This is a genomic window from Parapedobacter koreensis (assembly GCF_900109365.1).
GTDB lineage: Bacteria > Bacteroidota > Bacteroidia > Sphingobacteriales > Sphingobacteriaceae > Parapedobacter > Parapedobacter koreensis.
In genome coordinates this window covers 35,659-55,905 of the sequence record NZ_FNZR01000009.1, presented here as the reverse complement: position 1 = coordinate 55,905, position 20,247 = coordinate 35,659, and the positions used below count along the sequence as shown (strand labels likewise).

Below are 20,247 nucleotides of genomic sequence, written 5' to 3'. Positions count from 1 at the left end.
ATGGGCAGAACACCTTTTTTAATCACCATCGCGATGGTAACCGTCCTGTGGGTAGGAACTGCGCAGGCCCAATTGAAAGCATCCTTTGGCAAAGCCAATGAGCTGACGTATGACCTACAAAGCGGACGGTATAGTGTCCGCTACGGTGATTTCCCGGTAATCAGCGATGCGGCGGCAGCCGTCGTCATCAACGGGACGACGTATGGCAGCGGCGATGCCGTTGAGCGCACGTTTAGCCAGGCTTCATTCAGCGATGCCGAGGGATCCGGCGTGAAGTACACGGTGGTGTGGCAGCTTAATGGCGGTCTTAAGATTAAGCAGCATTTCTATTGCTACACCAACCGGGAGTTTTTGATGACGGAATTGGAAATAGCAGGCAAGCAGATCAGTGCAAATTACATGGCGCCGTTATTGGCCCGCCGGGCAGCACTGGATACCCAAGGGGAGGTACATACCCTGTTTGTACCTTTCGACAACGATACGTTTATCCGGTACGAAGCCAAATCCCTTAGCGATACCGCCAATACCAGTGCAGAAGTAGGTATCGTCTATGATGACAAGACCAAAAAGGGATTGGTAACGGGTTCCTTGGTACATACCGATTGGAAAACCGGCGTACGTAGTGCAGGTAAGGGAGGGGCGTTGACGCAATTGGATGTATGGGCTGGCTATACCGATGTGGCGGTGACGCGCGATTCCATGCCGCATGGCATAGTAAAAGGTGACACGGTTTTTTCACCCAAGATTTTCATTGGCTATTTCAATGACTGGCGCGATGGCATGGAAATGTATGCCCGGGCAGCAGCCTTGAACGGCCGCTACATCGCCGCGTGGGATAAGGCTACGCCCGTAGGGTGGAACAGTTGGGGCGTCATCAAAGAACACCTGACCTATGAAAAGGCTACAGGTGTGGCCGATTTCTTCCATACGGAGGTGCCGGATTTCCGGAACGAAGACGGAACGGCATACATCGATTTGGATTCGTTTTGGGACAATATGGTACAGGGGGGCTTTCGGGGTGATTTTTCCCGGCTGAATGAATTTGTGGCCTATTGTGAGGCCAGGGGCCTGCAGCCGGGTGTTTATTGGGCGCCTTTTACCGATTGGGGGCACCGCGGAAGAAAGGACAGGGTTGCCGAAGGCAGCACATACCGTTTTTCCGAGATGTGGACACGCACGGCTACCGGTTACCACGATCTGGATGGCGGTCGTGCCTTGGATCCCACCCATCCGGGCACCCGAAAGCGCATGGAGTTTGTCCTCAACAAGCTGAAAGCGTGTGGTTTCAAGATGATTAAGATTGATTTTCTGGGCCATGCCGCCATTGAATCCACCGGATTCTACGACAAATCAGTGACTACCGGAATGCAGGCATACCGCGTCGGCATGGAATACCTGTGTGACCTGCTCGACAATACCATGCTCGTATATGCGGCGATTTCCCCTTCGCTGGCCTCCGCACGTTATGTGCACATGCGTCGTATCGCGTGTGATGCCTGGAAGGCTATCAAAGACACGGAATACACACTTAATAGTGTTTCCTATGGGTGGTGGCAAGATTTCCTGTATGACTATATCGATGCCGATCACCTCGTATTTGAGCAGGAAAGTATCGGGGCAAACCGTGCCCGGTTGATATCCGGGCTGGTCACCGGACCGGTTATCTTGGGAGACGATTATTCCATTAGTGCTCCGTGGCAGCAGCATGTCAAAAACTGGCTGCAACGGCCTGCGGTAAAAACGCTGATCCAAACCGGCCAAACGTTCCGGCCCGTGGAGGGAAATACCGGGGTGTCCGCCAGCCGGGCATTTATCCGGCATGAAGCTGGGCAAACCTATTTAGCGGTATTCAACTATCGTAAAGTATCTACTAAGCAACGTTTGGACGTATCGGCTTTGGGGCTTGATCCGGAGGCTACTTATCAAGCTACGGAGTTGCTGGATGACAGTGGCACATCGTTTAAGCAACATTTTGTTGTGGATTTTGACGGAGAAGGTGCCTATATTTACCGGATTACAAAAGAAAACTAACGTCTATGGGGATAAACCAGGTCGATCCTGTCACTTTTGTCATCCAAAAGATCCGTGCGTTGGAAAATTTGCAGTCGCTCTCCAAGCATGAGCAGCTGGTACAAGGTGTTTTGGATGCCATTGATGAGGGCGGGCTGCGCACGAATGCCGCACTGCCTTCCGTCAATACGATGATCAGCGAATTGGGGTACGCACGCGAGACCATCGTAAAAGCCTACAAGGAGTTGATGGAGCGGGGTGTCATCGCTTCGAAAAACCGCAAAGGCTATTTTGTCATCAGCGGCAATATCCGTCAGCAGCAAAAGGTTGCGCTACTGATGTATGCTTTTGACACCTTCCAGGAAACGCTCTATGATAGCCTGAAAACCCATATCGGAAAAGATATCCACATAGACCTATATTTCCACCACAATAATCCGGATGTGTTCGAAGCCATCTTCAACCGGATTGCAGGCCATTATGGATTGTATATTGTGGCACCGATACCTACCGATCGCATCAAAGCGTTGTTGACTACCATCCCGCCGTTCAAGCTGTTGGTGATTGACCGTCATGTGGCACTTGGCGAAGATTATTCCTATATCACACAGGAATTTCGGTTGTCCTCCTACAACGTGTTTCAGCAGTTGGCACCCAAGCTGGCCGCCTATGACGAAATCATCTTTTTCTTCCGGAAGCATACGGCAGAACCCCCTGAAATCCTGCAATCTTTCCGTAAATTCCTGAAGGACGCTGGCTTGAAAGGTACCGTGAAAAAGCACTATGAACCTGGCAGTATTGAGAAGAATAAGGTGTATTTCACCATCCACAATCCGGAGCTTTATGCCATCCTGAAAGATGTGATGGGCAAAAAATGGAAACTGGGTAAGGATCTCGCCGTGTTGGCACATAATGACGACGTGGTCAAAGAAATCATTGCGGGTGGCATTACGACTTTTTCCGCCGATTTTGCGGAAATGGGTAGACTGGCAGCCAATTATGTGCTTACCCGTGAAAAAATCCAGCAGGTGGTGCCCACGGCGTTGTACCTTCGTAAATCACTTTGATTGAATGCTACAGTTGCCATAAGTTTTGTCGCTTGTACCGTACTCGTCGCGGTTATCTCCTGGTATAAGACCCGTTCGGTCAACCTAAGGTCGGTTTCGGGCCTTTTCTTGGCGGGAAAAAACAACAATTACCTGGTCGTTGCTGGCTCCCTGTTGCTTACCAACCTCAGCGCCAATCAGTTTATCGGCGAGAACGAGTCGGTTTATGTAAATAACCTGTCTGTCATGGCGTGGGGAGTCACGTCTGTTGTGGCGATGCTCCTGGTGTCCGAGTTTTTGCTGCCGGTCTATTTTAAGGGTGGTATGGTTACGACGCCTGATTTCCTTGCCGATCGGTATGATGAAGGGACAAAGCGGCTGGTATCGATCATCTTTTTACTGAGTTACATGGTCAATTTGCTACCGCCGGTTCTTTATGGCGGTGCCGTGGCCATGACGGGCATGTTCGATTTGCCCACCTGGTTTGGCGTGTCGTATTGGCAATGTATCTGGATCATGGTTTGGATACTTGGTTTGGTGGGAAGTATCTACACCATTGTGGGCGGGTTGAAGGCCATCACCATTTCAGATACCGTGTTGGGCGGCGGGTTGCTCATTATCGGTATCTGCCTACCTTGGTTTGCATTGAAGACCTTAGGCAACGGCAACATCGTGGGGGGACTGACCGCGTTGCTCACCAAACACACCACGCATTTAAATGCCATCGGTTCAGCAACGGATGCCGTACCTTTCAGCACCTTGTTTACGGGTATGTTGCTGGTCAATATCTATTATTGGGGCATGGAACAATATATTGTCCAGCAGGTGCTGGTCGCAAAAAACCTGGCACATGCCCAGAAAGGTATGGCGTTTGCCGCTGTGGGCAAGCTGGTGACCCCGGTACTCATCAATTTGCCTGGACTTATCGCTGTGCACCTGTACCCCAGCATTGAAAATACGGCATCGGTATTTTCGGTGCTGGCTGCCCATGTGCTCCCCAGTGTGTTGCTGGGCCTGACAGCCGCCCTGGTTTTCGGGGCGGCCATGACCACATACAACGCCGGCCTCCATGGTAGCAGTACCTTGTTCGTGCTGAATATTTACAAGCCCTATCAGGCCAAACGGAGCCACGTGACGACCGACGGCGAACTTGTTCGTGTCGGTAAGCGGTTTGAAATAGCCGTCTCGCTGCTTGCGATGTTTACCGCACCATTTATCCTGTTTGCGCACAGCGGTTTCTATACCTACTTGCAAAAGGTGTCAGGTTTGTTCAGTATCCCCATTTTCACGATAGTAGTCATCGGGTTTCTTACCAAACGGGTGCCACCCTCCGCCGCCAAGGCAGGCCTGTTGTTTTTTATGGTAAGTTATTTTACCTGCCAATATGTGCTGGATATCAGCCTCCATTTCCTCCATGTGCTGGCTATCCTGTTTGGGGCAACATCGTTATTGATGTTGGCCATCGGCCGCCGATGGCCCATGCAGCGGCACCAAACCGCTGAATTCGTGCCAGATGTTGTTGGGTTGGCACCATGGAAGCGTCGGCATTGGGCATCGCTGTTGCTTATATTGGCAATGCTGAGCCTTTACGTCGTTTTTTCTAAATGGGGTGTTGCCACATAATATGTTTACATCGATTCCATGTTTAGCGGACGCATGCTTACTTTTTTCAGTTGCCCGTTTACCTTCACATCCACGCTTCCCGGATGGGTAGCGTAGACTGCATAGTCGGTCACTTGGCCGTTTTCCCAAGCCACATCGATGGTCACGTTGCCCCGTGCCCTCAGCCCACTGACGGAACCCTTTGCCTGCCAAGCACGGGGGAGCGACGGCAACAATTCGATATAGCCGTCCTGGCTTTGGATGAGCATCTCCGCGATGGCAGCCGCACCGCCAAAATTGCCATCAATCTGAAAGGGCGGGCCAGCAGTAAATAGGTTAGCATAGGTGCCGCCACCCGCCCCATAATTGATATGGGTCTCCACGCGGGGTGTCAATAGCTGCCTAAATAGTTTATAGGCATGTTCGCCGTCCTTTAGCCGTGCCCAGAAAATCATCTTGTAGGCAATAGCCCAGCTCGGGCCGTCGTCGCCGCGCACGGCCAAAGATTTGGCCGCCGCTTCTGCCCATTCGCCAGTACGGTCGGTTGAAATCTGGTTGGCAGGAAATAGGCCGTACAAGTGGGAAATATGCCGATGCTGCGGATCGACCTCTTGGTAAGGCTCCAGCCACTCCATGATACGCCCATCAGCAGCTACCTGCACCGGAGGCGGAAGGCGGCGTATCTTTGCACGTAGCGTGTCGCAAAACGGATCGCCCAAGCCTAATACCTCGTCTGCATGGATGAGATTCGTGAATAACTCACGTGTTATCTGGTTGTCGATGGCCGGGCCCATGCACACATTGGCATGATTTCCATTGGCCAGCTGGAATGCATTTTCCGGAGATACCGAAGGCCCCGTTACCAACCAGCCCGTTTCCGGATGCTCCATCAGGCAGCTGTTGTAGAATTGGGCCGCACCTTTCAAGATCGGATAGATATCGTGCAGGTAGTCGGTATCGCCACTGTATTCGTAGTGCTGCCAGAGGTTATTGCATAGCCATCCCGACCCTGCATTGGCCACACCCCAGGAAGCTGATTCCCCCGGCTCTGTAAAACCCCATACATTGGTAATTACATGCGCCACCCAGCCGTCGGCCTGATAATAAGCTTTAGCAGTCCGGCTTCCGTTTTTTACCAGTCCTTTTACCAGTTCCACCAGTGGCAGGTTCAATTCACCGAGGTTGGCTGCATCAAGATGCCAGTGATTCATCTGCACATTCACGTCCAGGTGGTAGTCGCCATTCCAGGGGGTCTGCAACTGGTTGGCCCAAAGCCCCTGCAGGTTGGGAGGCAAAAGGCCTATCCGTGTGCTGCTGATGCTCAGATACCTACCATATTGGAAAAACAACGCCGCCATTTGCGGATCGGCGTCTGCATTTTCCACAAATCGAACCAGCCGCTCGTTGGTAGGCAATTCATGAGCGGTGGATTCCCCGATATGGATATGCAACCGTTTGAAGATCCGTTGGTAGTTTGCGGTGTGCTGCCGCAACTGGTCGGCATAGGACTTGCGCATCGCTTCTGCCAACGTATTTGCGGAAGCATTTAGGTAGTCCGTTTCCCTGAAATCCGTAGCGGTGGTCAGGTAAATTTCGGCAGCGTCAGCCTGCTGGATGATCAAGGCATCCTCTGTCATTTGCAGCACGCCGCCCGTTGCCTTTGCCCGGATGCGGGTGATAAACCGCATGCCTTTTCCATCCATGCCATTATCAAGTTGTCCGATCAGTTGAAGCTCTTCGCCCACTGTCTGGGTGGTCGCACGTTCGGGGCGGCCCACGGTAATACGCACATTGATTTTTCCCGACTGGTCGGCCTGGAGCTTAATGACACCTACGTCATCCCCAAAGCTGGTAATGTATTCCCGCAAATAACGGGTACCGCCTAAGGAAAAAGCCGTGGTGGAGCGCGCGTCATTCAGATCAAGCCGACGCCTGTAGCCGGTTGGTTCGCCGACTGCCGTCTCATCATAGCCATATGCCAGTTGCAAGGTTCCCATGGTTTGGAAGCATCCCCACTGTTTCCCGCCAGAGCCGGAGCCTTCGCAGATAAAATGAGCATCCACCAGTTGCTGCGCTTCATCATTTTTTCCCTCACGCAGCAGTTGGCGTATACGCGGGAGGTATTTGTGCGCTTCATAGTTGTTGGCATCCTGCGGGCTACCGGACCACAGCGTGATATCGTTCAATACGATGGCCTCCTCACGCAAACCACCATCCGGCATCATGCCGATTTTACCATTGCCCAGCGGAATAGTTTCTTCCCATTGCTGGGCTGGCTTGTCGTACCACAATTGTAGATTTTCGTCTTTTTGCTCATAGGCAGTTCTTGCATTTGTGGTGCCAAATGTGGATAGCAACCACAAGATGCCCATCGATCTGCCCAACCATTTGGTATTTAACATTGTCGATTGATTTGATTTTCCTCAGTCCCCCGGCGTAATGATTTACAACTATTGCGCGGGGCACTTTTTTGGCAATGGTACTAAAATTTTGAAAATTTATAGTTAATGGTATGCTTATAATGTTCGCCAGGTTCAAGTATCGCCGAAGGAAAATGGCTATTGTTCGGTGAGTCGGGAAAGTATTGCGGTTCCAGGCAAATACCTTGACATAGACTAAAATACCCACCCAGAAAATTGCCGAAATACAGCTGCATGCCCGGATAGTCTGAACTAATGGTGAGCATCCTGCCGGATTCCTTATCGGTCAATACCGCCATTACGGCGAGCGTGTTTCCTGTATGATCGAAGGCGTAGTTGGTGTTAACGATGCAGTCCATCACCTCATTCACATCGCTTCCCTGTCGGAGGTCAAAGACCGTATCTGCTACTGATGCGATTGCCCCTATGGGGAGGTTACGCCCATCCAGCGGGGTGAATTTATCCGCATACACGCGGACAGTATGCCCTTGGATAGATGGTGCGTCCTTACTCAGGTTAAAATAGCTATGATTGCTCAAGCTCACTACGGTTGTTCTGTCCGTTTTTGCGGCATAATGCACTTCCAGCACATCTTCATCAGACACCCGGTAGGTGACCTCCGCTTGTAAGCAGCCGGGATATCCCTCCTCGCCGTCATGGCTTTCACAACGAAGCACGATTTCTTCAGCGGTGTGTTTGGCCACTGACCACCATTTTTTATCAAACCCGTGGAGTCCCCCATGGAGGTGATTGTTGCACCCCACTTCATTCACGGTAAGCTGGCAGGCAGAGTCGCCCAGCATAAAACGGCCGTTGGCAATCCGGTTGGCATACCGTCCTATTGTTGTACCCACGTAATAGCGGTCGGTAAGGTAGTCTTCGGGCTGTGGATAAGCCAATACGGTATTGACCCGCCCGCCGTGTCGGGTAGGCAATGATAGTTCGGTAATGGTAGCTCCCCGGTTGAGGATGCCCGCCCGCATTCCGTTGCGGTTTTCAATGACATATTGCTCCATCATGCTATCTCATGCAAATAATTTTCATTTCTGAAAAAAGGTTCATAATATTGTTTGATAACAAATATATTCCTTGCGGACTGCTTGATTCATAGAATTATCATTCATTATAATGGATTATATTCTTTTTTGACCATAGGTATAGACGAACATGACAATGATTTTAAAAAAAGAAGAAGGTTTTGACGGTGAACGGCGAATCATTGTGCCGCCTGTAGTCGTAGAACAATACAAAGCTAACCCGATTTCGAACAGTTTCAATATTACCGATATCGGGTACTATCCAAAGGCGATGCACCATTTTTGCAAACGTACCCGTGGATGCAGGGAGCATATCCTGATTCATTGTGTGGATGGAAAAGGTGCAGTCATCGTGGACGGCCAGCGGCATCACCTTGCCGTGAATGAATTCATCTTGATTCCGGCTGAGAAAAAACACTTCTACAAAGCCGATGAACATTTTCCGTGGACCATCTATTGGATGCATTTCGGCGGTACCCAAGCGCCAGTGGTTGCTGATCGGATTTACGGCAAGGTGCTGAAGCAGAACAACACGTTGATCATGGGTGAGCAGCATATTGAGTTGTTCAACAGGATGTACAACCTGCTGCTTCAGGGGTATGCCAAGGAAAACTTCGAATTCATCGCGCTGTCGCTCCCTTATTTCCTTAGCGGGTATTTATTCTCCGAAAAATTCAATGATGTAAGCGGTCTGGCAGAGCACGACGTGGTTGAAAAAGCCATTGCTTTTTTAAAGGCAAACCTCAGCCGGAAGATAACACTGACGGATATTTCAAGCCACGTTTGTTTGTCGGTATCCCACTTTTCAAAGCTATTCAAGCATAAGACCGGCTATTCGCCCATTGAGTACCTCAATCACCTGAAGATACAACGGGCTTGCCACTTGCTTCAATTTTCGGACAAGCGTATCTCAGAGATTTCCCTCGAAATCGGATTTGATGACCAGTATTACTTCTCCAGGTTGTTCAAGGAACACATGACCGTATCCCCCACGGTATACCGCAATAACTTGGAGCAGCGTGCCTGATGCACCTTATACATTGAGTGCCTCGATTTGCTGCAGGAAGCCAATCATTTCCAAGTGTACCTGTGCACCCATATGGCTATTGTTCAATCCGAGCACCTCCTCAAAAAGACGCTTGGCTTGCTGGTAATCCGCTTTTCCAAGCGTGGCCAGTCCGATCATATACAAGCAGTGTATGCGGTTCTTCGCTGACAGATCTTGTTCAAAAACAAGGAGGTCCGGCAACGAAACGGCCATGTAGTCAATAGCTATCTTGTCATCCATATGACGAGTGCCAAAATCATGTAATTTTTGGAAGATTTCCGCCGCTTTCTCGATGTTGCCAAGTTTTCGCCAAGCCAATCCTTGATAAAAAATCTGGTCGGGTTGCGGGTCATTGTAAAAGATGGCTTGGACCGGCTCGTCATCGCCTTTTGTCGCTTCTCGCAGGTGATTGGCGGCATTGACTCCGTCGCCCATTCGTTCAAAAGCAGTCGCCATCAGGTAATGCAGGTCGTTTTCAGGAGCGTTGGGCAGTTTTCCTTCACCCAGGTTGTGCGGATAATGTTGCAGCGACTGGAGCTGCTGGAGCGCTTCCATTGGTTGGTTGTCCAGTAGCGCTTGCTTAGCCAGTGCAGTTCCGGCAATCAGGTATTGCCCCGTGACCTTGCCTTCGCCACCTTCCCACGGATGGAAATTGCGGGCGGTGAGCAGTTGGAAAGCCTCCTGGTACCTTCCCAGCCAGTTTAACAGGGTGATGCGCTCCAAATACAGGTCGTCACGCTCGGCCACCAATGCGGGGAGTTGATCCAGTTTAGCAAGCCGCTCTTGCGGGCTTATTTGCTGCAATTTGTACAGCTGGTCGAGTTCCATCAATATCCGGGCATCTGTGGTATCCAGGTTGAAGGCCTCTTCCAATAGCCGCTTGGCTTCCTGGTAGTCCTGTTTCTTGTTATAATAAGCCAGGGCGAGGTTGCGTTTCGCCGTGGGGTAGTGCGGATCCCGTGCGGTGGACTGCTCCCATGCACGGATACCTTTATCATGCATGCGCTTACCATACCAATAGTTTCCCAGGTAGTGGTAAGCCTTGGCATCCTGCGGCTGGTCTTGCAAGGCGGCTTCCAGTGCCAGCATATCCTCCACGCGGTTGGGGAAGCAAAAGTCCGGCGGGCAGGCGGCAGCACGTTGGTATGCAGCGGTTGCCTTCTCGGCATTGCCGACTTTGGTATGTAAATATCCCAAGTGGTAGTGGAGTAGGGGATGCTGGGCTTGCCTGTCGTCCTCGGCTGCCCAATCCAAAAACAATAGCGCTTCTTCATAGCATCCCGCGCAGTCATAGTCAAGCGCATATTCAATATAGGTGGCTGTTCTATCCTGCATAAGCCCGATGGCCGTATGTTTCGCCTGTGTGGCCGACTCCACGCTGCCGCAAGTCTCATGCAGAAGGTAGCACTCCACATAGACCCCGTAGTTAAACGGATCGAGATCCAATGCCGCGGCCGCTAGCGCCAAGGCCTCGTCGTAGCGCTGTAACTTTCGGAGCGCCACAAGCCTGAGGTGGAGGGCCTGGCTGCTATGCGCATTGCGCACGAGGGATTCGGCAATGTGCCGGAGTGCCCATTCATAGCGTTGCAAGTGCAGATCGATACGGCCCAGCATGAGGTAGGCACTGTCTTTCCATGCGGCGTTCCATGCGGCTTTATAAAACAGGTCGTAGGCTTCTGCCCACGCCTCGTTATAAAAGCGCGTGTAGGCCAGGTTGTACAGCACTTCGCCATCATACGGGTTGGTGTTGCGCATCGTGAGCCGGGCAAGCGCTGTTCTGAAATGCGCTTCTGCCTCATCAAACGCACCCCGCCGCAGCAACCACAATCCGATGGCGTTGTTGTTGCGCAGATCCCCACTATCACGCCTTAGTGCCTCTTGGTAGTAGGCAAGCGGATCGAAGGTTGCATGGCGGTATTGCTCCAGGTGCAGGCCATGGAGGTAAAGCTCTTCGGTGGTACCCACCTCGGTGGGAGGTGGTGCCGGAGTCGCCGGATCGGGCAGTTCTTTTTCTTCGTGTTTTTCCGGCTGATAAGCCAGCAATAAATTTCCTTCCTCATCATACACTTCCAGCGCATACTGGTCCCATTCGGGCACGTCGGAGGGGACGGTGTCGATTTGCTTGACATAGGCGTTCGCGGGCGATAAGGTTGTCGTTTCGCTCCAATAGGTCGATCCCTTTTTCGTTAAGCATATGTGTGCCTCGGGAAACGTACCTGTGGCGTATATACCAATGACGAGTTTTCCGTCTTGCATTTCCAGGTTCAAGGCAAAGTCTTTCGAGGCATTTTTGACCATGCCGATTTCGGCATAAGGCATAAAGTACTGCACGAAATTTTTCGCTTCATTGGGTTGTAGCCAAGAGAAGTCAGGCTGGTTATCGGTATAAGCCCCGGTCATCAGCTCGATATAGGGCCCGTCCGCGTCCGTGAGATTGCGATCCCAAGCTTGGCCGAAGTCCGCATTGCCCCAGGTCCATTGTTTTTTGCCCGGCACGGTGTGGTGGTTGGCCACGTGCAATACACCTGCTTTAACGTCGTGTTCATACCCCCCCATGAAATCATATTTGGAGCCTACGGCCATGAATGAAGTAGGCACGGGGATGTTTTTATATTTCGATATATCCGTGCCGGGGGAATAGTCCATTTTGTAATACGTGCCCGTGGCTATCGGGAAGCTGGAAACATCCCGCTTGCCATGATCAAATACCGCATGTACATCCGGCGGGAAGATCGATTGGTAATGATCATTCACCTTCACCGCCGGGTTGGCCCACCATAAGAACGTCTGCGGGAAAGGCGTGCGGTTGCTAAGCCGTGCTTCGATCTCCAGGTAGGCTTTATCAGGATATAATGTAAAACCCGCCATTCCCTTGGTACGAAACATGATTTCCACCTCATTGACCCATATGGTTTTGGCTCCGTTTGCATGTTCCTGTATGGTGTAATCTACCGGCAAAAACGTGCTGGGCCGATGGTGCTGAGGCCAATTGAATTCGATGCCGCCCGATATCCAGGGGCCCGTGAGGCCCACTAATGCCGGCTTGACCACCTGGTTGTAATAGATAAAGTGGCGTTGGCGGATTTTATCATAAGCCATCTGCACACGCCCCCCCAATTCGGGCAGGATCATGATTTTCACATAGTCGTTTTCCAAAAAAAGTGCCTGGTATTGTTGATCCACTTTTTCATCCTCGATTTTCTCGATGACCGGATAAGGATACACCACGCCACTACTGCCTTGGTATACCCGTTTTTCCAGAAACATCGGATTCTTTTCGGGCTTGCCTGAGGGATATGTGGGGAGACTAATGCTTTCGGTCCAAATCGTTACGCCGGTATTCATAAGTTTATAAGTGTAGTTATATGAAGATTCAACGCAAATTTAGGGGTTATCCTATCACCCAAAATGGATAAAGCTGGATTAAAGCTGGATTATTTTCTTTCAGCCTTATGCGCAAAAACCGATGATAAGAAAGTCCATTGTTTGTAAGGTATTTTCCATTTCGGCGTGTAGCCGATTTCTTTATTTTAGCCCCATCCAAAAGATAGACCCTTCCAAGCATGAATACAACATACCGCCAAGCATGGCTCATCAGTTTGGTCGCCGCATTAGGTGGCCTGTTGTTCGGATTTGACATTGCCATATTCTCCGGAACCATACCGTTTATCCAGCCGCATTTCCAGTTGGATGCGGCGGCTTTGGGTTGGATAGCCAGTAGCCTGTATGTAGGGTGCATGATTGGCGCGTTGATTACCGGCTGGTTGACCAAGCGGCTGGGCCGCAAACGGCCGCTGATATTTGCTGCCGTGGTATTTGCGGTTTCTTCCATCATGATGGGGCTGGCGGCGACTTCCCAATCCCTCATCGTATGGCGTATCCTGGCCGGCATTGGCGTAGGCGGTGCTTCGGTACTGTCACCTTTGTATATCGCTGAGGTTAGCCCAGCCGCCGTCCGTGGCCGGATGGTCTCCATCAATCAGCTGGCTATCGTCATCGGTATTCTCCTGGCCTATACGTCCAATTACTTGCTTGCGCCGCTTGAGGGCAATTGGCGCTGGATGTTTGGAAGTGGGGCGGTACCCGCTACCTTGTTCTTTTTAGGCGTATTCTTCATTCCGGAAAGTCCACGGTGGCTGATCAGGAAAGGGCATGCGGCGCGTGGCCGGAAGGTGTTGGAGCGACTATTGCCCCCTGGTGAGGTGGATCGTGAAATGATGTTGATTAGCCAGCAGGCCAGCAACCCCGTGAAAAGCGCACCCATTCAGGTGCTTTTTGCAAAAGGCGTATTACCCTTGTTGGTCATTGGTGTTACCATTGCCATATTTCAGCAGATATCGGGGGCTAATGCCGTCTTGTTTTATGCACCCATTATTTTTGAGAAAGCGGGGATGAGCATCAGCGATCAGCTTTTCCAGCAGTTGCTCATTGGCTCGGTCAATTTGCTCTTCACGCTGCTGGCTATGCAACTGGTCGATCGCGTTGGCCGTAAACGGCTGATGCTTTCCGGAGCCGGGCTGATGGCCTTTTTCCTTGCGCTCATCGCTTATTGTTTTTATCAGGAACTGTTTTCGGGGTACCTGCTTAGTGCCAGTGTATTGGCATTTATTGCTACCTACGCTGCTACATTAGCTCCGGTCACCTGGGTACTGATTTCGGAAATATTCCCGGCAAAAGTGCGTGAGCTGGCCGTGGCTGTATCCTCTACGATGCTTTGGGTAGCCTGCTTCGCATTGACGTATGCATTCCCCGTCATTGTGGATCGATTTTCCACTGCGCAGACATTCTTGCTCTTTGCCTGCATCTGTGCTGTGTATTTTGTATTCCTCTGGCGTTTCGTGCCGGAGACGAAGGGCAGAAGTCTTGATGAAGCGGGTTGAGCGCAAGGCCAACACCATCAGGTATCTACCGCTTCCTGATAGCTCACACAGCCAAGGTGCTGTCGGCAGGCTCGGCGAATAGTTTCCCTCTATTTAATCTTTTTTCCGGTTTTCGATAATACTTATATCACTGCTACCGTCTAATGCCGAATTACCTCCGACGACCACATCAGTCAGCATCATGGACACATTATGGCTAGCGACATATATTCCACCACCATCGCCCGCCGAGTTGTCCCTGATAACTACATTGGTCAACGTGAGTGAAACGTTGCCAGCATTAAACAATCCACCGCCATTCGCGGCCACGTTGCAGCGGATAATCACATCATTCAATACCGGGCTTGCATCAGCATGGTTGCTCATCCCGCCGCCGTTGCCATTCGCCAAATTGCCGGTAATGGTTACTCCGGTCAGCACCGGGGAAGCACGATCAGCATTGTAGACACCCCCGCCATCATTCGGCACGGCGTTGCCTTTGATAGTCATATTAACTAATGTCGGTGCGGCGCAAAACGAATTCGCCATTCCGCCACCGTAGTTTGCCAAGTTGTCGCTAATTGTCACGTTTGTAAGCACTGGCGAAGCGCAGCGGTTGTCCATCCCACCGCCACCACCCACCGTACTGTTGCCGTTGATGACCAGGTTGGTCAATATAGGAGAAGTATAGTGGTTAACTATTCCGCCACCCCGCATCCTACTTATATCCAACCCGTTCACCTGAAGGCTGTGTATTCCATTTCCATCCGCATTGCCTCCCGTCACCGTAAAACCATCCAACCCGGCCGTACCAACGTTCCCGGCCGAGACCACTATGTGGTAAGCATTCTCTTCATTACCGCTCATCATCCAGCCAACCGCCTCGTCAAATAGGTCATCGTCATTGAAATCACCACTTAAGATCGTCCTATTAGCTTCCCAATCGCGGTCGTCCATGCCCGTGTCATTGGTAGCGTCAGCAGGAAAACCACCGTAAAGCTTTACGTGTGGCACCAAAACAAAGGCATTGTCACGCCCTCCATCAACCATATATCGATCATCTCCAGCATGGTACAACGGTTTATAAATACCCGCCGCCACCCATATTTGCAGTGGATTTGCTTCATCCCAAGAGGCGCAAGTCCCATCTTTTCCCCATTGCTCGCGTGCCCACCGCAAAGCATTGGCCAGTTCAGAGATGGCGTTGGTCCATGAATCGCCTGAGCCATTGCCACCTGAGATAGCATGATTCACATGGATAATGTTAGCCGAATTTGGGGACAGAACGTAAACAAAGGTCTTGTCCGTTTGCCCAATTCCAACCGATGAGCTAATCAAGAAAAGAAATACGAAAGCCAGCTTTTTCAGCAGTTTTAGATGCGTCCACCGTCTTGCGGTGTTCAGATGTCTCTTAATAGGCCTGCCTTTCGTCATAAAGTGTATTCCTCTTCCGTTACTTTACCCCCATCCGTAGCAACAATTCGTGCCGTCTGGCTCGTGATACATTCAAATATTCGCCATTGGTTAGTGCTATCACACTCGTTTTTAGTTTCCTTAAGTGAACGATTTTCTTGATATTCACTACCGTCGAGTGGTGTATCCTTACAAAAAACCGTTCAGGCAGTAACTCCTCGACTTCTCCTAATGCCTTGGAAACCAATATTTTACGGTCATCGGTCAATTTAAAAAGTGTATACGAGCGGTCTGCCTGACAATAAATGATATCATGGACACTAATAAATTCGTAACCGTTCCGATTGGGCAATGCGATGTGCTGTTCGTCGTCGCGCTGGATCTGGCGGAGTAGATTGCTAATATGCTCATCTGTATGCATAGTGGTTTTTAAATGCCGCTCAACCCGACCTACAGCCTGTGTCAACTCCGCTTCGCCAATGGGTTTCAGTAGGTAGTCCACTGCATTAATGCGGATGGCTTTCAAGGTAAATTCATCATAAGCACTTGTGAACACAACTTGAAACCCACGGCCTTCTCCTAGGGTCTCCAGCATATCAAAACCATCCATCGCCAGCATTTCGATATCTAGAAAAACGAGCTCGGGATTGTGTTTCCGGATTGCGGCGATACCTTTCTTACCCGACTGGCACGTGGCGACCACACGGATCTGTGGACATAACCGGGCCAAGTCGTGTAATAAGGCTGAGACGCAGTGCGGATCGTCGTCAATGATAATTGTCTGGATCATAGCGGGGATTAATTGTAAAAAAGTTATAGCATAGATTAAATGCCTCCTCAGCCTTAAATCTTGGTACTTTGTCTGATAAATTCACTAGGAGTCATGCCATACAGTTCCCGAAAACATTTGGTAAAATAGGCCGGGCTGCTGAATCCGGTTTTATTAGCTGCTACCGTACTGGATAAGCCTTCTAAAAGAAATACAGTCGCTCTTTTTAACTTATAATTGCGGATAAATTCGCTGGTTGTAAGTCCTGACAGGGCTTTCACTTTCCGGTGAAGACTCGTTCTGCTTATTCCGGTCAGAACGACCAATTCCTCAACATTAAACAATGAGTCATCTAAATTATCTTCTATAAATCCATGTAGCTTGGAGATAAACGCGTCATTATCCTCCGGGTTTTCCAGTTGTATGACCGATGCCGGTGAGGTCAGTTGCTTTCGAAGATGTTCTTTTAGCTTTGCCTGCCGTTGTAACAGATTTTGTATTTTTAACAGTAATTCAGTCTCATAAAATGGCTTGATGAGGTAAGCATCGGCCCCACTCGCTAAACCCTCCATACGATCTTCCTGTGAATTTTTTGCGGTTAATAGGATGATGGGTATATGACTCGTTCGTATATCTTCCTTCATCTTTTTGCAAAAATCATAGCCGTCCATTACCGGCATGAGAATATCACTGATGACAATATCAGGGAAGTTTTTCACCGCCAAGTCAAGGCCTTCCTGGCCATTCACTGCTCGTTGTATGTTAAACATCGGGGAAAGGCGCCCAATGACGTAGTTTGCAAGTTCATCATTGTCTTCTACCAACAGGATATTGCATTTGGGTTGATCAGCGTCGTTTTTTCGTATCAGTATTCCATGCTTAACGGAACCCCCTTGAGCCAAGTCCTCACCTTGACTGTCGGCTTTTTTGTAAGGCAGACTGATTAAAAATATGGTCCCAGAGCTACCGTTGTCCGTTTTGCTTTCAACAGTAATTTTGCCGCCCTGTATATTAACAAGTTCTTGTACCAGCGCAAGACCGATACCGGTGCCTTTTGATAAGGTTTGCTTTCCGTTTGGATCCAATTGATAAAAACGTTTAAATATCAATTGCTGTTGCTCCGCAGGGATTCCTATTCCGTTGTCCCGGACGATCAGTTTTACGCCTGTTGCCCCATTGAGCAGGTGCAATACAACATGTCCCCCAAATGGCGTAAATTTCACGGCGTTGGAAATCATATTATAGGCGATCTTTTCCAGCATGTCACTGTCAAAGCGGTACAGCTGGCCTTCGGTCAAATCGGTAAAGGAGAGTTTAATGCCTTTTTCACGCCCTATTGCCAGAAAAGAATCCAGTGAAGCCCGTATGACGAAAGCGGGGCTTCCCGTCTTTAGTATCGGTCTTATTGTGCCTGACTCTATCTTGGCAAAATCCAGAAGCTGATTGATCAGTTCAAGTGAACGTTCAGCGTTTTTTTTGATCACCATCGCCAGACTTTCCTGCTCGGCACGGCTGAGATTTACGGTACGGAGTCTCTCCGCGGGGCCTAATATTAACGATAATGGAGTTCTAAACTCATGGGTGATGTTAGAAAAGAATGTATCCTTCATTTTATCCAGCTCTTTTAGCTGGGCTGTCTCCTGTTGTTTTAAGGCCAGCTCCCGACGGTAAACCTTGCTATTGACACGGTAGGCGATAAATTGCCAGATGGCACCGCAACCGATAATCAGATAAATCAGGTATGCCCACCAGGTATTCCACCAAGGCTCCTCAATGGTGATCAGCAATGACTTGGTATGCTTGCTCCACATACCCGAGGTATTCGAAGTGTTTACCTGGAAGACATATTTTCCGGGCGGAACCCTGGTATAATGTGCAAACGTGGCATGGCCGCTTGGCACCCAGTTTTTATCATAGCCAATGAGCCGGTAGCGATACACCAGTTCGTCCGGCAGATTATACTGAAAACCTGCAAAACTGAATTTGAGTGTGTTTTGGTCATAGGGCAACACCAACCGATGACCGTCATTCAAAGGCTCCGCTATGTGGGTTTTGTTATTGATCTGTAAATCTGTAAGACCCACTTGGGGTTGATAACGGTCGTCCGTAATCTTTGATGGATCGAATACCGTCCAGCCGTATGGCCCCCCAAAAGCAATCCTACCGTCAGGCAATTTGAAATGGTGAAACCTGTTATACTCGTTTCCCGGTAGTCCGTACGTAGTCTTAAATATGCGGACACGATGGGTTACCGGGTCAAATCTGCATAACCCTTTATTGGTTGTCAACCAAAGAAAACCCTGTGTATCCTCAAGTACAGAATAAACGTTATTGTCTGGCAGCCCTTCATCTAAAGAGAACACGTTCACGGATAGATTTTTTTTGTTGAGGCAAACCAGTCCCTCATAGGTGCCAATCCAGATATGGTCAGCTTTTTGGCGTTGTGGCAACAATCCAAGTAATTGATTTGAAGGAAGCCCGCCTTTGGCCGCTTTTATTTGTTTGATTTTGTCCGTTTTAAGGTCGATAATTATCAGTCCGTCATGCTCCGTGGTTAACCAGAGTTTATCGTCGTCATAGCACATATCTTGCGGCAAAAGATCGGGATTAACTAATTTTCTAAGCTGGCCGTGATCCCAGAACGGGTGCCATACGCCGGCTTTCTTGTCAAAAAACATTAGCTGTCCCTTAGAGCTGATCACCCATATACAACCAATCGGATCAATGGTTAACCCCTTGATGGTAGAAGGCAATGATGCCGCGTCGTCCAGGAAGGGGACCACCGGCAATTTAATGCATCTTTTTGTCCTCGGATCATAATAGCAGACCGTTTTCTTAAGTGCCATCCATAACCGACCGTTAGGTTCATAAAAGGACCGAAAATGGTATCCGGCATTGGAAGTCGACTTGTCCTGAGCGGTCCAGTTAAATTCCCTGGAGAACGATATATTCAACTGTTGCAGCAGCAATTCTGACGGAAACTGCCTGTCCCCTTGAAAAGAATCAAAATGTGGTGCAGACACATCGAGTCGATAAATTCCCTGCGCATTTGTTCCCACCCAAATAAGGCCCTGGCGATCAACCAAAAAGGAAGTGACATCGAGCGGGTGCGTTTCCTGTTGAGTTGATATATGTATTAGATCGGGATCATCAAATCGAAACACGTCCCCGCCTGTTTCAAAATACGCTTTGCCGTCCGGACCGCTTCGTATCCACATAACGACTGATTTATATATTTTGGGCAACGGAATATTTCTGAACCTCTTCTTCTGTGTATCAAATAGCCATAGTGCCTGCCGATCTGCCCACATTAATTCGCCGTTTAAACGCTGATGAATATCAACGATCTGTCCGAATGTTTCCAGCGCTGGAGGATATAATTGTTTTCCCGGGATGGCGTAACGCTGGAATCTTTTCTGTTTCCTATCAAATAAATAGATAGCCTTGTGCGCTAAAACCCAGAGATTGTTCTTGGAATCCTCAAAAACCCCGCTTAAGGTTTCGCCTGCAGTAAATTGATAAAAGCTTGGTTTTTTGCCATTTTCCGGGATGCTGGTTAATTCATTAGTCGGAGTAATGGCCCAAAAAGTATGATCGGCATCAATGGTCCACGCTTTGCGGATATATCGGGGTTCGGTTTTTCTCAAAAAATTTATCGCTTGAAAATGCGTGATAGTTCCGGTAGACGCCGCTAATTGGTCAATCTGTCCCGAATCATGCTCTATCCAAATATCGCCGTGACGATCTTCTTTTAGGGAAATGATTAGGTTAGATGCGATGGACCGCGGGTCGTCATGATGATGCTGGTAAATCTTAAACTGGTGTCCATCGAATCTGGCCAATCCGTTAAGGGTAGCTACCCAAATAAACCCTGTAGTATCCTGCACTAATCCCGATACGAAGGACTGGGGTAGTTCGTCGTTTTTTATAAGCGGCTTCAGGGACTGGCCGGGAGCGCTGGTTTGGACAAATAAAAAAAATATCAAGCAGCTTAATTGAATGGTTTTGTACATAGTCTCATTTCTATTGAGAGACGTATGGCA

Annotated in this window: 11 protein-coding genes; 5 read left to right on the top strand and 6 right to left on the bottom strand. The window is 49.6% G+C overall.

Translation table 11 applies throughout. From position 1 onward, the window contains the following. From BMW65_RS18890 to BMW65_RS18880, 3 genes are read left to right on the top strand one after another with little or no spacing between them, the layout of a single operon-like run. The gene (locus BMW65_RS18890) at positions 1 to 2,031 is read left to right on the top strand and encodes an alpha-amylase family protein (protein ID WP_143053931.1); all 2,031 of its coding nucleotides are present in this window, start codon (positions 1 to 3) and stop codon (positions 2,029 to 2,031) included. Positions 2,032 to 2,036: 5 nt separating this feature from the next. Beyond that, on the top strand, positions 2,037 to 3,077 hold the full coding sequence (locus tag BMW65_RS18885; RefSeq protein WP_090607818.1) for a GntR family transcriptional regulator: 1,041 nt from the start codon (positions 2,037 to 2,039) through the stop codon (positions 3,075 to 3,077). Further along, entirely contained in the window at positions 3,078 to 4,679 is a 1,602-nt protein-coding gene (locus tag BMW65_RS18880; protein WP_090607816.1) for a solute:sodium symporter family transporter, read from the top strand. It abuts the gene before it with no gap. A 5-nt stretch (positions 4,680 to 4,684) separates the two neighbouring features. Here the strand turns inward: BMW65_RS18880 and BMW65_RS18875 are convergent, their stop codons facing one another. Further along, positions 4,685 to 7,060, bottom strand: a complete 2,376-nt coding sequence (locus tag BMW65_RS18875; RefSeq protein WP_090607814.1) for a glycoside hydrolase family 95 protein — start codon at positions 7,058 to 7,060, stop codon at positions 4,685 to 4,687. An 80-nt stretch (positions 7,061 to 7,140) separates the two neighbouring features. After that, positions 7,141 to 8,097 carry an aldose epimerase family protein gene (locus BMW65_RS18870; RefSeq protein WP_090607812.1) on the bottom strand — a complete coding sequence of 319 codons (957 nt, stop codon included), beginning with the start codon at positions 8,095 to 8,097 and terminating at the stop codon, positions 7,141 to 7,143. A gap of 148 nt (positions 8,098 to 8,245) precedes the next feature. Between BMW65_RS18870 and BMW65_RS18865 the strand changes: the two genes are divergently transcribed. Beyond that, a complete protein-coding gene (locus BMW65_RS18865; protein WP_090607810.1) occupies positions 8,246 to 9,142 on the top strand; it encodes a helix-turn-helix domain-containing protein in 897 nt (298 codons plus the stop codon). Positions 9,143 to 9,148: 6 nt separating this feature from the next. Here the strand turns inward: BMW65_RS18865 and BMW65_RS18860 are convergent, their stop codons facing one another. Next, positions 9,149 to 12,508, bottom strand: coding sequence for a DUF5107 domain-containing protein (locus tag BMW65_RS18860; protein ID WP_090607808.1), 3,360 nt, complete (start codon positions 12,506 to 12,508; stop codon positions 9,149 to 9,151). A gap of 218 nt (positions 12,509 to 12,726) precedes the next feature. Here BMW65_RS18860 and BMW65_RS18855 point away from each other — a divergent pair, with 218 nt between their 5' ends. Continuing rightward, positions 12,727 to 14,043, top strand: a complete 1,317-nt coding sequence (locus tag BMW65_RS18855; protein WP_090607806.1) for a sugar porter family MFS transporter — start codon at positions 12,727 to 12,729, stop codon at positions 14,041 to 14,043. 93 nt (positions 14,044 to 14,136) lie between these two features. On the opposite strand, the gene BMW65_RS18850 is transcribed toward BMW65_RS18855, so the two are convergent. The 3 genes from BMW65_RS18850 to BMW65_RS18840 all read right to left on the bottom strand — a co-directional run bounded on the left by BMW65_RS18850 (position 14,137) and on the right by BMW65_RS18840 (position 20,190). Further along, positions 14,137 to 15,276: a hypothetical protein gene (locus BMW65_RS18850; protein ID WP_143053930.1), complete on the bottom strand. Its 1,140-nt coding sequence runs from the start codon at positions 15,274 to 15,276 to the stop codon at positions 14,137 to 14,139. 199 nt (positions 15,277 to 15,475) lie between these two features. After that, positions 15,476 to 16,225, bottom strand: a complete 750-nt coding sequence (locus BMW65_RS18845) for a LytR/AlgR family response regulator transcription factor (protein ID WP_090607802.1) — start codon at positions 16,223 to 16,225, stop codon at positions 15,476 to 15,478. 53 nt (positions 16,226 to 16,278) lie between these two features. Continuing rightward, positions 16,279 to 20,190: a hybrid sensor histidine kinase/response regulator transcription factor gene (locus BMW65_RS18840; protein WP_177181219.1), complete on the bottom strand. Its 3,912-nt coding sequence runs from the start codon at positions 20,188 to 20,190 to the stop codon at positions 16,279 to 16,281. Between the last annotated feature and the right edge of the window lie 57 nt (positions 20,191 to 20,247).